Source organism: Micromonospora sp. CNZ296 (assembly GCF_007827635.1).
The window spans coordinates 226,883-240,465 of sequence record NZ_VISW01000012.1 but is presented as its reverse complement, the minus strand read 5'-3'; the positions used below and the strand labels follow the sequence as shown (position 1 = coordinate 240,465).

The 13,583-nt window shown below is 71.9% G+C and carries 13 protein-coding genes and 1 pseudogene; 8 read left to right on the top strand and 6 right to left on the bottom strand.

The window, feature by feature from the left end:
- The first annotated feature begins 159 nt into the window (after positions 1–159).
- Positions 160–861 (top strand): UdgX family uracil-DNA binding protein, encoded by a 702-nt coding sequence (locus FB455_RS21230; protein WP_145754733.1) that lies wholly within the window; start codon positions 160–162, stop codon positions 859–861.
- Here the strand turns inward: FB455_RS21230 and FB455_RS21225 are convergent.
- A complete protein-coding gene (locus FB455_RS21225; RefSeq protein ID WP_225319783.1) occupies positions 851–1,198 on the bottom strand; it encodes a nuclear transport factor 2 family protein in 348 nt (115 codons plus the stop codon). The two genes, FB455_RS21230 and FB455_RS21225, sit on opposite strands and share 11 nt — an antisense overlap.
- Before the next feature lie 46 nt (positions 1,199–1,244).
- Positions 1,245–1,901, bottom strand: a complete 657-nt coding sequence (locus FB455_RS21220) for a 4a-hydroxytetrahydrobiopterin dehydratase (RefSeq protein ID WP_145754730.1) — start codon at positions 1,899–1,901, stop codon at positions 1,245–1,247.
- Positions 1,902–1,990: 89 nt separating this feature from the next.
- Here FB455_RS21220 and FB455_RS21215 point away from each other — a divergent pair, with 89 nt between their 5' ends.
- The 7 genes and pseudogenes from FB455_RS21215 to rny all read left to right on the top strand — a co-directional run bounded on the left by FB455_RS21215 (position 1,991) and on the right by rny (position 10,045).
- Positions 1,991–3,133 (top strand): acyl-CoA dehydrogenase family protein, encoded by a 1,143-nt coding sequence (locus tag FB455_RS21215; RefSeq protein ID WP_013284726.1) that lies wholly within the window; start codon positions 1,991–1,993, stop codon positions 3,131–3,133.
- A gap of 69 nt (positions 3,134–3,202) precedes the next feature.
- A pseudogene (locus FB455_RS21210) lies at positions 3,203–4,515 on the top strand (MFS transporter).
- Complete coding sequence (locus FB455_RS21205) at positions 4,506–4,706, top strand: DUF3046 domain-containing protein (RefSeq protein WP_013284728.1); 201 nt, start codon at positions 4,506–4,508, stop codon at positions 4,704–4,706. The pseudogene FB455_RS21210 and the gene FB455_RS21205 overlap by 10 nt, the downstream one beginning before the upstream one ends.
- Positions 4,707–4,891: 185 nt before the next feature.
- Positions 4,892–5,941 (top strand): recombinase RecA, encoded by a 1,050-nt coding sequence (gene recA / locus FB455_RS21200; protein WP_013284729.1) that lies wholly within the window; start codon positions 4,892–4,894, stop codon positions 5,939–5,941.
- A gap of 11 nt (positions 5,942–5,952) precedes the next feature.
- A complete protein-coding gene (locus tag FB455_RS21195) occupies positions 5,953–6,645 on the top strand; it encodes a regulatory protein RecX (RefSeq protein WP_145754725.1) in 693 nt (230 codons plus the stop codon).
- Positions 6,646–6,695: 50 nt separating this feature from the next.
- Positions 6,696–7,400 (top strand): 3-keto-5-aminohexanoate cleavage protein, encoded by a 705-nt coding sequence (locus FB455_RS21190; protein ID WP_145754723.1) that lies wholly within the window; start codon positions 6,696–6,698, stop codon positions 7,398–7,400.
- A gap of 878 nt (positions 7,401–8,278) precedes the next feature.
- Entirely contained in the window at positions 8,279–10,045 is a 1,767-nt protein-coding gene (rny, locus tag FB455_RS21185) for a ribonuclease Y (protein ID WP_013284733.1), read from the top strand.
- Positions 10,046–10,118: 73 nt separating this feature from the next.
- On the opposite strand, the gene FB455_RS21180 is transcribed toward rny, so the two are convergent.
- The 4 genes from FB455_RS21180 to FB455_RS21165 all read right to left on the bottom strand — a co-directional run bounded on the left by FB455_RS21180 (position 10,119) and on the right by FB455_RS21165 (position 13,467).
- The gene (locus FB455_RS21180) at positions 10,119–10,994 is read right to left on the bottom strand and encodes an amino acid ABC transporter permease (RefSeq protein ID WP_071098841.1); all 876 of its coding nucleotides are present in this window, start codon (positions 10,992–10,994) and stop codon (positions 10,119–10,121) included.
- Positions 10,991–11,647, bottom strand: coding sequence for an amino acid ABC transporter permease (locus tag FB455_RS21175; RefSeq protein WP_013284735.1), 657 nt, complete (start codon positions 11,645–11,647; stop codon positions 10,991–10,993). The genes FB455_RS21180 and FB455_RS21175 overlap by 4 nt, the downstream gene beginning before the upstream one ends.
- A gap of 78 nt (positions 11,648–11,725) precedes the next feature.
- Positions 11,726–12,661, bottom strand: a complete 936-nt coding sequence (locus tag FB455_RS21170; RefSeq protein WP_145754720.1) for a glutamate ABC transporter substrate-binding protein — start codon at positions 12,659–12,661, stop codon at positions 11,726–11,728.
- A gap of 50 nt (positions 12,662–12,711) precedes the next feature.
- On the bottom strand, positions 12,712–13,467 hold the full coding sequence (locus tag FB455_RS21165; protein ID WP_030269781.1) for an amino acid ABC transporter ATP-binding protein: 756 nt from the start codon (positions 13,465–13,467) through the stop codon (positions 12,712–12,714).
- Between the last annotated feature and the right edge of the window lie 116 nt (positions 13,468–13,583).

The window sequence follows — 13,583 nt, the reverse complement described above, 5'->3', positions numbered from 1 at the left end:
GGGCCATGATCCACGTCATGGTCACCCGCCTGGCCCGACACACGAAACCGGCCCAGGCAACCCACACCTGAGCCGGAATCTCAAACACTCACTTAACACCTCCGGACAGCGCGGCGGGCCGCTCGCGTGCGCGCCGCCCGACGGGGTAGAACGATCGGCATGGCCGAGACCGAGAGCGCACCCGGCGCACAGGAGTTCATCCCGCCGTCGGCGGACACCATCGACGAGCTGCGCGCCGCGGCGGGGGATTGCCGGGGCTGCGAGCTGTACCGGGACGCCACCCAGACCGTGTTCGGCCGCGGCGACGAGCACGCGCGCGTGGTCTTCGTCGGCGAGCAGCCGGGCGACATCGAGGATCAGAAGGGGCTGCCGTTCGTCGGGCCGGCCGGGCGGCTGTTGCGCAAGGCCGTCGACGACGCGGCGCTCGACCCCGCCCAGATCTACCTGACCAACGCCGTGAAGCACTTCCGCTTCGAGCTGCGCGGCAGGCGGCGCATCCACCAGACCCCGGACCGGGTGCACGTCACCGCCTGCCGGCCGTGGCTGGTCGCCGAGTTCGCCCGGCTGCGCCCGGAGATCGTGGTGGTGCTCGGCGCCACCGCCGCCAAGGCGCTGCTCGGCCCGAGCTTCCGGGTGACGAAGCAGCGTGGTGAGCTGCTGCCCTGGCCCGCCGCCGCCCAGCACCCGGAGGACTTCGAGCGCGTGCCGGTCGACCGGACGGGCGCTGTGGCCGACGCCCCGGCGGCCCGGCTGCTCGCCACCATCCATCCGTCCGCGGTGCTGCGCGCCGACAACCAGGACGTGGCCTACGAGGGCCTGGTCGCCGACCTGAAGGTGGCCGCGAAGGCACTCAAGAAGTGATCTTGCCGAACACGTCCTTGGCGACGATCCGCCCGTCCCGGACCCGGTAGACGTCCAGCCCGCGAAGCACGGTGCCGTCCTCGGCCGGCGGCCAGGCCCACTCGCAGACCGCCCGGTCACCGGTGGCCCAGACCGCGCCGAGCGCCGGACCGTCGCCCGGACCGAGCTGCCCGGCGAAGACGTCGGCCACCGCAGCCCGCCCCCGTACCGTGCCGGCCGGCCCGTCCCAGGCGTTCGGGCAGTAGGTGACGTCCTCGGCCAGGCAGGCCGACACCGCGGCCAGGTCGCCCCGCAGCCAGGCCGCGTTGAACTCCTCGATCAGCGCGCGTGCGTCCACATCGGGCACGCTAGCGCCGGGCCGCGCCCGCCGCTGCCCCGGTTTCTCAGGAGCGCTGCTGCCAGGTGCAGAGGCAGACCCGGTTGCCGTCCGGGTCGGCGAGCACCCAGAAGCTCGGCGCCTCCGCGTCGCTGACCAACGCGCCGCCCGCTGCCAGCGCGGCGGCGATGCGCGCGTCCACCTCGGCCGGGTCGACCCACACGTCCGGGTGCCACCGCTGCCGCGGCTCGTCCCGGCCGGAGCGCTGGAACCAGACGGTCGGCAGCACGCCGTCCGGGTCGCGTACCTCGTCGTCGTCCGGTCCGCGGCCGTCCGGCGACTGCCAGGTCAGGACCGCCCGCCAGAACGGCAGCACCGCGGCGTGCTCGGGGGTGTCCAGCGCGAGTTCCAGGCGGGCCAGCCCGGCTGGCGACAGGGTCAGCCCGGCGTCCGCGGCCAGGGCCGCGATCGTCCGGGCCAGCCGCAGGTCACGCTGCGTCACCCCACCCGCGTCGTGCGACCAGAGCCGCACGTCCACGTGGGTGTAGCGCAGGTCCAGATCCGGATGATGGTCGACCCGCTCGGCCTCCGCGCCGACCGCGGCCACCAGCGCCAGTCCGGCCGCGAAATCGGGGGTACGGATGCGCGTCTGCAACGCCCCCAGCAGGTACGTCCATCCGTCCAGCCCGGCCTCGGCCACCTGTTTCCCCGTGAGTGTGCTCATCCGGTCATCCTGGTCCACCGCGCGGCGGCGGGCCACCCCGTCCGGTTCGCCCCTGTCCGGCGCGGGTGAGCGGTGCCAGACTTGCCGGCATGGAGCAGCATCTCTACGAGCCCGTCCACGACGAGTTCCGTGACCTGTGCCGCCGGTTCCTGACCCGGGAGGCGGTGCCGCACCACGAGCGCTGGGAGGCCGACGGGATCGTCGACCGGGAGGTCTGGCGGGCCGCCGGCGCGGCCGGGCTGCTCGGCCCGGACGTCGACCCCGAGTACGGCGGCGGCGGGCAGCGCGACTTCCGGTTCAACGCGGTGCTCGACGAGGAGATCGTCGCCGCCGGGTGCACCGGTCTGGGGTTCGGGCTGCACAACGACGTGGTCGCGCCGTACCTGACCGAACTGACCACCGGCGACCAGCGCAAGCGGTGGCTGCCGGGCTTCTGCTCCGGCGACCTGGTCACCGCCATCGCGATGAGCGAGCCGGGCGCGGGCAGCGACCTGGCCGGCATCCGCACCAGCGCGGTCCGCGACGGCGACAGCCTGGTCCTCAACGGGCAGAAGACGTTCATCACCAACGGTGAGATGGCCGACCTCGTGGTCGTGGTGGCCAAGACCGCGCCGGACCAGGGCGCGCACGGGGTGAGCCTGGTCGTGGTGGAGAGCGGCACGCCGGGCTTCAGCCGGGGCCGTCGCCTGGCGAAGGTGGGCCTGAAGGCCAACGACACCGCCGAGCTGTTCTTCGACGACTGCCGGGTGCCGGCGGAGAACCTGATCGGCACCGAGAACCACGGCTTCTACCACCTGATGGCCAACCTGCCCCGGGAACGGCTGAGCATCGCCGTCGCCGCGGTGGCGGCCTGCGAGAAGCTGCTCGCGCTCACGATCGAGTACGCCCGCTCCCGGGAGGCGTTCGGCCGGCCGATCGGCCGGTTCCAGCACAACCGGTTCCTGCTGGCCGAGCTGGACACCGAGGTCACCATCGCGCGGACGTTCGTCAACCACTGCGTCACCGAGTTCAACGCGGGCCGCCTCTCGGTGACCGACGCGGCGAAGGCCAAGTGGTGGACGACCGAGTTGCAGACCAAGGTCGCCGACCGGTGCGTGCAGCTGCACGGCGGCTACGGCTTCATGGCGGAGTACCCGGTGGCGAAGGCGTGGCTGGACAGCCGGGTGCAGACCATCTACGGCGGCACCACCGAGATCATGAAGGAGATCATCGGCCGGGGCCTCGGCCTGTAGCGAAACCGGGTGCCGGCCGGGCGGGCCGGTGCGGGAGGATGGGGCACCCGTCCCCACCAGGAGCGCCGCATGTCCACCGACCTGACCGCGCCGGCCCCGCCCCGGCCCGACGTCGCCGGCATCCAGCGGCGTACCGTCCGGCTGCTCTTCCTCACCCAGATCATCGGCGGCATCGGCGTCACCATCGGCATCTCGGTCGGCGCGCTGCTCGCCGCCCGGGTCGCCGGCACCGCCCTGGCCGGGCTGGCGCAGAGCGCCGGTGTGGTCGGCGCCGCGCTGCTCGCCATCCCGGTCACCCGGCTCATGACCGCGCGGGGTCGGCGGCCGGGGCTGGTCCTCGCGTACGCGGTCGGCGCGGTCGGCGGCGTGCTGGTGGTGGTCGCCACCGTGACGCGCCTGGTACCGCTGCTCTTCGTCGGCATGCTGCTGTTCGGCGGCGGCACGGCGGCCAACCTCCAGGCCCGCTACACGGCGGTGGACCTGGCCGAGCCACAACGCCGGGGACGGCAGCTCTCGCTGGTGGTGTGGGCCACCACCATCGGCGCGGTGGCCGCGCCGAACTTCGCCGCGCTCGCCGACGACACCACCCGGGGCTGGGGCCTGCCGGCGCTGGCCGGCCCGTTCGCCTTCAGCGCCGTCGCGTTCACGCTCACCGCCGTCGTACTCCTGGTCCTGCTCCGGCCGGACCCGCTGCTCACCGCGCGCCGGCTGGCGGCGGCCGAGCCGGCACCCGGCGCCGCGCCGGCTGTCACCCGCCGCGGTGGCATGGTCGCCGCATGGCGCACGGTACGCGGGCGGCCGGCCGCACGCCTCGGCATCGCCGCGGTGGCGGTGGGGCATCTGGTGATGGTCGCTGTCATGTCGATGACGCCGGTGCACCTCGGCGAGTGGCACTCCGACGAGGACGTGCTGCCCGTGGTCGGCCTGGTGCTGAGCCTGCACATCGCCGGCATGTACGCGCTGTCGCCGGTGGTGGGGTGGCTCACCGACCGGGCCGGCCGCCGGCCGGTGATCCTCGGCGGGGTGGCGCTGCTGCTGGCCGCGTGCGCGGTCTCCGGCACCGCCGGGCACCACACGGCGCTGCTGTCGGTGGGGCTGACGCTGCTCGGGCTGGGCTGGTCGGGCACGATGGTGGCGGGCTCGACGTTGCTGTCGGAGTCGGTGCCCACCGCCGACCGGCCCGGCGTTCAGGGCCTGTCCGACCTGCTCATGGGGCTGGCCGGGGCGGGCGCGGCAGCGGCGAGCGGGTTCGTCATGCGGGCCGTGGGGTACCCGACGCTCACCCTGCTGGCGGCGATCGCTGTGGTGCCGCTGGTGGCGCTGGCGCTGCGCCGTACCGGCACGCGACCACTCGACGAGGAGGACTGAACACGTGCGGCTGACCGACTTCTGGACGCGGCTGGAGGAGGCGTTCGGGCCCGGGTACGCGACCAGCATCGCCAGGGATCAGGTGCTGTCCCAGCTCGGCGGGCGGACCATCGAGCAGGCGCTCGCGGCCGGTGAGCAAACGCACGTGGTGTGGCGCGCCGTGGTCGCCGCGTATCCGGACCGGGTGCCCGCCCGACTACGCTGAGCAGCCTTTTCGTCGATCCCGCGTGTCGCTTGCCCAGTCGTACACCTGTTCGGCTATTGTCCACAGCGGGGTGCTCGTCCACAGCTCACGGCCCGTCGGCTGGTTTTCTGTCGGACCCAGCGCCTAGCGTGTCCCGCGTGACGCGAAGCTCAGGAAAGACGCCGGCGAAGGCAGGGGTGGCAACGATGGCAGCAGGGCCTGACCGGGAGAAGGCGCTCGACCTTGCTCTCGCTCAGATCGACAAGCAGTTCGGCAAGGGTTCGGTGATGCGGCTGGGGGAGCGGCCCGTCGTGCAGACGGCTGTCATCCCGACCGGCTCCATCGCGCTCGACGTGGCGCTCGGCGTGGGCGGTCTGCCCCGCGGCCGGGTGGTCGAGATCTACGGTCCGGAGTCCAGCGGTAAGACCACCGTCGCGCTGCACGCGGTGGCCAACGCCCAGCGCGCCGGCGGCATCGCCGCGTTCATCGACGCGGAGCACGCGCTCGACCCGGAGTACGCGCGGGCCCTCGGCGTCGACACCGACGCCCTGCTGGTCTCCCAGCCGGACACCGGCGAGCAGGCGCTGGAGATCGCGGACATGCTGGTCCGCTCCGGCGCGATCGACATCATCGTGATCGACTCGGTGGCGGCCCTGGTGCCGCGCGCCGAGATCGAGGGCGAGATGGGCGACAGCCACGTCGGTCTCCAGGCCCGGCTGATGAGCCAGGCGCTGCGGAAGATCACCGGCGTGCTCAACAACACCGGCACCACCGCGATCTTCATCAACCAGCTTCGCGAGAAGATCGGCGTGATGTTCGGCAGCCCGGAGACCACCACCGGTGGGCGGGCGCTGAAGTTCTACGCCTCGGTCCGGCTCGACGTGCGCCGCATCGAGAGCCTCAAGGACGGCACCGACGTGGTCGGTAACCGCACCCGGGTCAAGGTCGTGAAGAACAAGGTCGCCGCGCCGTTCAAGCAGGCCGAGTTCGACATCATGTACGGCAAGGGCATCTCCCGCGAGGGCTCGCTGATCGACGTCGGCGTGGAGCAGGCGATCATCCGCAAGTCCGGCGCCTGGTACACCTACGACGGCGACCAGCTCGGCCAGGGCAAGGAGAAGGCCCGCGAGTTCCTCCGCGAGAACCCGGACGTGGCGGCCGAGATCGAGAAGAAGATCCTGGAGAAGCTCGGCGTCGGCACCGGTGGTGCGGGCGACGCCGCCGGTGGCCCGGAACTGCCGCCGGTCGACTTCTGATCCGCTGACCCGTGGCAGGACGACGCGCCCGTACGGGCCGGGGCTGGGATGCCGGTCCACCCCGTACGGGCGACGCCACAGGTACGCCCCGGCCTCGCCGGGGGCGCCGTGATCGCGCGGCGGAGCCCGATGCAGGGGAGGCTCCGGCTCCGCCGCGCGACGAGGCCGAGCTGGCCCGGGAGATCTGCCTGCGGCAGCTCGCGGTCCGCCCGCGGACCCGGGCCGAGCTGGCCGGTGCGCTGGCCCGGCGCGGCATCTCCGAGGAGGTCGCCGAGCAGGTCCTCGACCGGTACGACGAGGTCGGCATCGTCGACGACGCCGCCTTCGCGCGTGCCTGGGTGAGCAGCCGGCACAACGGCCGCGGGCTGGCCCGCCGGGCACTCGCCAACGAGCTGCGCCAGCGCGGCGTCGACGTCGAGGTGGCCGGCGCGGCACTGGACGGGCTGGACGAGGAGACCGAGGCGGAGACCGCCCGCGCCCTGGTGGACCGCAAGCTGCGCAGCGCCAGAGGCGAGCCGGACGCAGTGTTCCGGCGTCTGGTCGGCATGCTGGCGCGCAAGGGCTACCCGGCCGGGGTGGCGATCCGGGCGGTGAAGGACGCGCTCGCCGCGCAGAGCGCCGAGGCGGCCGAGTTCGCCGAGCACATCGACGCCGACGCGATGGCCGACGCCGAGCACGACCTCGACTCCCGCCGGCTCGACTGACCGACCGGCCGCCGGTGTCGCGGCCGCCGTCCCGAGGGAGGCGCACACCCGTGCTGAAGGCGTGTCTCAACGGCACCCGACGGCTGGACGAGCACCCCGCCGTGCCGCTCACCCCGGCCGAACTGGCCGCCGACGCGGTGCGCTGCGCGACCGCCGGGGTGGCGGCGGTGCATGTGCACCCGCGCGACGACAGCGGCACCGAGTCGCTCGATCCGGCAGTGATCGCGGCGGCGGTCACCGCCATCCGCGACGCCCGTCCCGGCCTGCCGGTCGGCGTGAGCACCGGCGCCTGGATCGTCCCCGACCCGGCCGAGCGGGCCGCCGCCGTCCGCGCCTGGACGGTGCTGCCCGACTTCGCCTCGGTCAACGCCCACGAACCCGGAGCGGCCGAGGTCGCCGCCGCCCTGCACGAGCGCGGCGTGATGGTCGAGGCCGGTCTGTGGACGCCGGCGGCGGTCGACGCCTGGCGCCGCTGGTCTACGCCCACCGGGCGGGTCCTCGTCGAGTGCATGGCCGAGCAGGTCGAGACGGCACTCGCCGACGCCGCGGCGATCCTCGCCGCGCTGCCCGGCGGGCACCCGCCGGTTCTGCTGCACGGGGAAGGCCCGGCCACCTGGCCGGTGTACGCGGAGGCGGTCCGGCGTGGCCTGCACACCCGGATCGGCCTGGAGGACACGCTGCTGCTGCCCGACGGCACCCCCGCCCCCGACAACGCCACCCTGGTGACCGCAGCCCTCACCTCCGCCGCACGCTGACCCACCCGGCGCAGGCTCGGCGCAGCCCTCGCGCGACCCTCACCCGGCCAGGTTGATCATGAACTTGGCGGCACTTCCCGTCCGCTTTGTCCAGGCCAACCTCATGATCGCGCGCGCCCGGCCGGACCGGCCGGCCCTGCCACCCCCGGCGGCGCGGCCGCGCGGCCGGACGGTGATCAAGGAGGTTGTGTCGTCTGGGCGGTCGCGGGTGGACGTCAAGTCCTCGATCACGGGGGTGGGACGGTGACGGTGGAGCTGATCATGGGGGTGCGAGAGGGGCCTGAGCAGGTCGGAGTGGCCGAGTCGCGGCGCTACCGGGCGGGGTTTGTCCTGGCCTGTCCGGCATCTGATCACCACTGAGTGACGTCGTAACTTCTCTCCGTCCGGGTGGTTTGATCATGACTCCTTGACCGAACGGCCCCTCGCGACCTAGCCTCGCCATACAGGCTCACTTTGCCCGACCAGCGCAGGCTAAGCGCACAACATAGATCTCGTAACAGAACAGCATCACTTTGGCCAGCTACACCGGCCCTTGACGGAAGCTCCGGAACCTTTCGGAGCCTCCGACAACTGCAACCGGCCGCCAGCGGTGCCCCATGAGGGACACCGCCGACGGAAAGCTGCCCACAGCCAGCCGCTCCGGTCGGGCGTCCAGAGCCGCAGGCGCGTGTCCTTCGCGCGTGTCCTGCGGCGCCGACGTTTCAGGGGGAGGCGGCCATGGCAGGGCGGCACAGGTTCACCGGCGGTCTGCCACACGGCCCCGACCCCGCATCGGCGGGCGACAGCCCGGCCACCGAGCCCCGACGGGCCGGCGACGCCGGCCGGGTCGCCGGAGTGCGGCGGGCGAGTGTGCCCGCGTACCGGTGCGGAGCGGCTCGATGAGCGCCTTCGACGTCGTCCTCCTCCTGGTCGTGCTGCTGCTGGTCGTGGTGGTGGTCGGCGCCGTGCTGTTCGGCGTGCGTACCCTCAAGCGGCTCAGCCTGGCGCCCGCGCCGGAGGACCCGGCCTTCATCGCGGAGAAGGACCGGCAGGAACAGTCCCTCGCGGCGTTGCGGACGGCCGCCGACGAGGTGAACAGCACCATCGACGTGGCGAAGTCCGCGGCCGCGGCGGCGCGTGCCGAGGCGGCTGCCGCCAAGGCGGAGGCGAAGGCGGCCCGGGCCGAGGCGCGGCGGGTGCTCGACGACGCCCGCGCCGAGGCGGACACGGTGCTGGAGCGGGCGCACAAGCAGGCCGAGGCGGACGCCGAGCAGTTACGCGCCACCGCCCGGCGCAGCGGCGAGCGGGAGGTGGCGGTGCTGGCCGCCACCACCCGGGAGCAGGCGGCCGAGGTGGAACGCCGGGCCGCCCGGATGGACGAGCGGGAGCGGCTGCACACCGAGGAGGTGGAGCGGCTGGCCGAACGGGAGCGGCAGCTCACCGCCGCCACCGCGGCGCTCGCCGCCCGGGAGGCCGCCCTGGCCGAGCGCGAGCGGACGCTGACCGAGGTGGAGGAGCAGCGCCGCCGGGAGCTGGAGCGGGTGGCCGGCCTGACCGCCGACGCGGCCCGCGCCGAGCTGGTCGAGTCGATCGAGGGGCAGGCGAAGCGGGAGGCCGCGCTGCTGGTCCGGGAGATCGAGGCGGACGCCCGGGGCAGCGCCGAGCAGCGCGCCCGCAACATCGTGGTGGACGCCATCCAGCGGGTCGCCAGCGAGCAGACCGCGGAGAGCGTGGTCAGCGTGCTGCACCTGCCCGGCGACGAGATGAAGGGGCGCATCATCGGCCGGGAGGGGCGCAACATCCGCGCCTTCGAGTCGGTCACCGGCGTCAACCTGATCATCGACGACACGCCCGAGGCGGTGCTGCTGTCGTGCTTCGACCCGGTACGCCGGGAGGTCGGCCGGGTCACGCTGGAGAAGCTGGTCCTGGACGGCCGGATCCACCCGCACCGGATCGAGGAGGTCTACGACGTGGCCCGGCAGGAGGTGGAGGAGCTGTGCCTCCGGGCCGCCGAGGACGCGCTGGTCGAGGTCGGCATCACCGAGATCCACCCGGAGCTGGTCACGCTGCTGGGCCGGTTGCGCTACCGCACGTCGTACGGGCAGAACGTGCTCAAGCACCTGGTGGAGACCGCGCACATCGCCGGCGTGATGGCCGCGGAGCTGCGGCTGGACGTGCCGACGATCAAGCGGTGCGCGTTCCTGCACGACATCGGCAAGGCGCTCACCCACGAGGTGGAGGGCAGCCACGCGATCATCGGCGCGGACGTGGCCCGCAAGTACGGCGAGAGCGAGGACGTGGTGCACGCCATCGAGGCGCACCACAACGAGGTGCCGCCGCAGACCATCGAGGCGGTGCTGACCCAGGCGTCGGACGCCTGCTCGGGCGGGCGGCCGGGCGCGCGGCGGGAGAGCCTGGAGGCGTACGTCAAGCGGCTGGAGCGGATCGAGGAGATCGCGGCCGGCAAGCTGGGCGTGGAGAAGGTCTTCGCCATGCAGGCGGGCCGGGAGATCCGGGTGATGGTCAAGCCGGACGACGTGGACGACATCGGCGCGGCGGTGCTGGCCCGGGACGTGGCCAAGCAGATCGAGGAGGAGCTGACCTACCCGGGTCAGATCCGGGTGACGGTGGTACGCGAGTCCCGGGTCACCGAGATCGCCCGCTAGACCGGCAAGACCGAGAACGGGCGGGTGGGGGAGAACCCACCCGCCCGTTCCGTGTCCGTCGGACGACGTCAGCTCACAGCGACGTGGCGCCGGTGCCACCGTCGGTCTGCGTGGCCGCCACCGGCTTGGCCGCGGTGCGCGGCAGCCGGGTCAGCCGCTTCTGCAGCCACCAGGCCAGCACCGACAGCAGGCCGCAGATGCTGATGTAGATGGCCGCGACGATCAGGTACGTCGGCACGTACGGCAGGCCGAACGCCAGCCGGCCGCCGATCTGCTTGCCCACGAAGAGCAACTCCGGGTACGTGATGATGAAGCCGAGCGCGGTGTCCTTGAGCAGGACGACGAGTTGGCTCACGATCGCCGGGAGCATCGACCGGAACGCCTGCGGCAGCAGGATCAGCCGCAGCACCTGGTTCTTGCGCATGCCGATCGCGTACGCGCCCTCGGACTGCCCGTACGGCACGGCGTTGATGCCGGCGCGGAAGATCTCCGCCAGCACCGAGCCGTTGTAGAGCGTCAACCCGATGACCAGCGCCCAGAACTTGTCGATCGGCCAGCCGTACTGGAGCGGCACGTAGTAGCCGAAGAAGATCAGGATCAGCAGCGGGATGGCCCGGAACAGCTCCACCACGAACGTGGCGGGAGCGCGGAACAACACCTTGTCGCTGAGCCGGGCACTGGCGAAGAACGCGCCGAACAGCAGCGCCAGCACGGTGGCGACGGCGGCGACCTTCAGCGTGGCCCAGAGGCCGTTCAGCAGCTCCCGCTGCACGGCCGCGTACTGGAACTGCTCCCACTTGCGGGCCTCGAACTGGCCGGTCTGGTTGAACTTGTAGACCACGAACGCGATCAGCGCGACGATCGCCGCGATCGAGACGATGCCGAGGATCCGGTTGCGCCTGCGGGCCTTCGGGCCGGGGATGTCGTAGAGGACGCTGCTGCTGCTCACCGGGCCACCGCCCACTTGCGCTCGAGGATCCGCTGGAGCACCACCAGCGGGATGATCAGGATCAGGAAGCCGATCACGATCCAGGTGAGCACGATGAACTGCGGCTCACCCCGTTCCGACATGTACGCCGGGATGGCGCCCGCTTCCAGCACGGAGAAGCCGGCGGCGATCGTGGTGTTCTTCAGCATGGCGATGAGCACGCTCATCATGGGCGGGACCATGGCCCGCAGCGCCTGTGGCAGCACGATCAGCGTCAGCACCTGGGCGAACGTCATGCCCAGCGCGCGGGCCGCCTCGGCCTGGCCGGTGGCGACCGTGTTCACGCCGGAGCGGACCACCTCGCAGATGAACGCCGAGGTGTAGGCGATCAGCGCGATGCAGGCGCTGTTGAAGTAGTCGATGTTGACGTCCAGCTTCGGCACCGCGAAGACGAGGAACGCGAACACCAGCGTCAGGGGAGTGTTGCGGACCAGGTTGACGTAGGTGGCGCCGAACGCCCGCAACGCGGGGACCGGTGACACCCGCATCGCGCCGAGCAGCATGCCGAGGACGAGACTGCCGACGCCGGCGATCAGGAACAGCTTGACGGTGTTGTAGAACCCCTCGCGGAACAGGCTCGCGTTGTCCGTCAGGACGCGGAAGAACTCGCCCATACCTCGCTCTCACTCTCTCCAGACGGGACCGGGCGGGGAGGAGGACCTCCCCGCCCGGTCCGACGTCGGTGCGGACCGTCAGTACCGCTCGAGCTGCGGCGGGGTGGCCGGCGAGCCGGACTTGCCGAGCGTGCCGTCGTAGATCTTCTTCCAGGTGCCGTCGGTGAACGCCGCCTCGATCTGGTCGTTCACGTAGTCACGCAGCGCCTTGTCGTCCTTGGGCAGGCCGATGCCGTACTTCTCGGTGCTGAACGGCTGGCCGACGACCTTGAGCTCGTCCGGGTTCTGCGCGGCGTAGCCCTTGAGGATGGCGTCGTCGGTGGTGACCGCGTCGACCTTCTTGTCGAGCAGCTGCGAGACGCACTCGGAGTAGGTCTTGAACTCGACGATGTTCTCGCCCTCGGTCAGGCCCTCGTCGCGGATCTTCTGGATCGGCGTGGAGCCGGTGGCCGAGCAGATCTTCTTGCCCTTGAGCGTGTCCTTGCCGGTGATCGACGACTCGTCCTTGCGGACCAGCAGGTCCTGGCCGGCGACGAAGTACGGCCCGGCGAAGGAGACGTCGTTCTTGCGCTTGTCGGTGATCGAGTAGGTGCCGACGTAGTAGTCGATCTCGCCGCCCTTGATCGCGGTCTCCCGGTTGGCGGACGCGATCTCCTTGTACTCGATCTTCGCCGGGTCGACGCCGAGCGTGCTGGCGACGTACTGGGCGATCTCGATGTCGAAGCCGCAGCGCTTGCCCTGGGCGTCCTTGTAGCCGAGGTTCGGCTGGTCGAACTTGACGCCGATGACGACCTTGCCGGCCGACTTGATCTTCTCGAAGGCCGGGCTGCCGGCGACGTTGGCGTCCGTCTTGGGGGTGAAGGTGACGCCCGAGCTGCTGCAGTTGTCGCCCTGCGCACCACCGCTGGCGTTGCCGCCGCCGCTGGGAGCGGGGTTCCCCTCCTTGCCGCAGGCGGCCGCGGACAGGGCGAGCGAGGCCATCATGGCCACCGCCGCCACGCGCTTGTAACGCATACTCATCTCCTTCTTCGACGGAGTCGACGGGACGACTCCACTACGGACGCTCAGTGGGTGAGGATCTTGGAGAGGAAGTCCTTGGCCCGCTCGCTGCGCGGGTTCGCGAAGAACTCGGCCGGCGGCGCGTCCTCGACCAGCTTGCCGTCGGCCATGAAGATGACCCGGTTGGCCGCGTGCCGGGCGAAGCCCATCTCGTGGGTCACCACGACCATGGTCATGCCCTCGCTCGCCAGCGACGTCATCACGTCCAGCACCTCGCCGACCATCTCCGGGTCCAGCGCGCTCGTCGGCTCGTCGAACAGCATCGCCTTGGGCTGCATGGCCAGCGCGCGGGCGATCGCCGCCCGTTGCTGCTGACCGCCGGAGAGCTGCGCCGGGTACTTGTCCGCCTGGTTGGCGATGCCGACGCGGTCCAGCAGGGCCAGGCCCCGCTCACGGGCCGCGGCCGGCTTCTCCTTGCGGACCTTGACCGGCCCCAGCGTGACGTTCTCCAGGATGGTCTTGTGCGCGAAGAGGTTGAACGACTGGAACACCATGCCGACCTCGCTGCGCAGCTTGGCCAGGGGCTTGCCCTCGGCCGGCAGCGCCTGCCCGTCGAACGTGATGGTGCCGTTGTCGATCGGCTCCAGCCGGTTGATGGTGCGGCAGAGCGTCGACTTGCCGGAGCCGGACGGGCCGATGACCACGACCACCTCGCCCCGGCCGACGGACAGGGACACGTCGTCGAGCACGTGCAGCGGCCCGAACCACTTGTTCACCCCGTCGAGCACGATCAGCGGGTCGCCCGTCGTCACGTCGTCCACCGTCCCTGTCGTCCATGGCGGAATTCGGGGGTCGGTCGACCCCCGGTTGGGCAACTGTAGGCGGGGTGATGTGGCAGATCGCAACTCAGATGGTCACGGAGCGGTAACACCGGTCA

Coding starts and splice junctions, on each gene's coding strand:
- FB455_RS21170 (WP_145754720.1), bottom strand. CDS start 12,661: ATGCGTTACAAGCGCGTGGCGGCGGTGGCCATGATGGCCTCGCTCGCC.
- FB455_RS21220 (WP_145754730.1), bottom strand. CDS start 1,901: ATGAGCACACTCACGGGGAAACAGGTGGCCGAGGCCGGGCTGGACGGA.
- recA (WP_013284729.1), top strand. CDS start 4,892: ATGGCAGCAGGGCCTGACCGGGAGAAGGCGCTCGACCTTGCTCTCGCT.
- FB455_RS21215 (WP_013284726.1), top strand. CDS start 1,991: ATGGAGCAGCATCTCTACGAGCCCGTCCACGACGAGTTCCGTGACCTG.
- FB455_RS21230 (WP_145754733.1), top strand. CDS start 160: ATGGCCGAGACCGAGAGCGCACCCGGCGCACAGGAGTTCATCCCGCCG.
- FB455_RS21175 (WP_013284735.1), bottom strand. CDS start 11,647: ATGGGCGAGTTCTTCCGCGTCCTGACGGACAACGCGAGCCTGTTCCGC.
- rny (WP_013284733.1), top strand. CDS start 8,279: ATGAGCGCCTTCGACGTCGTCCTCCTCCTGGTCGTGCTGCTGCTGGTC.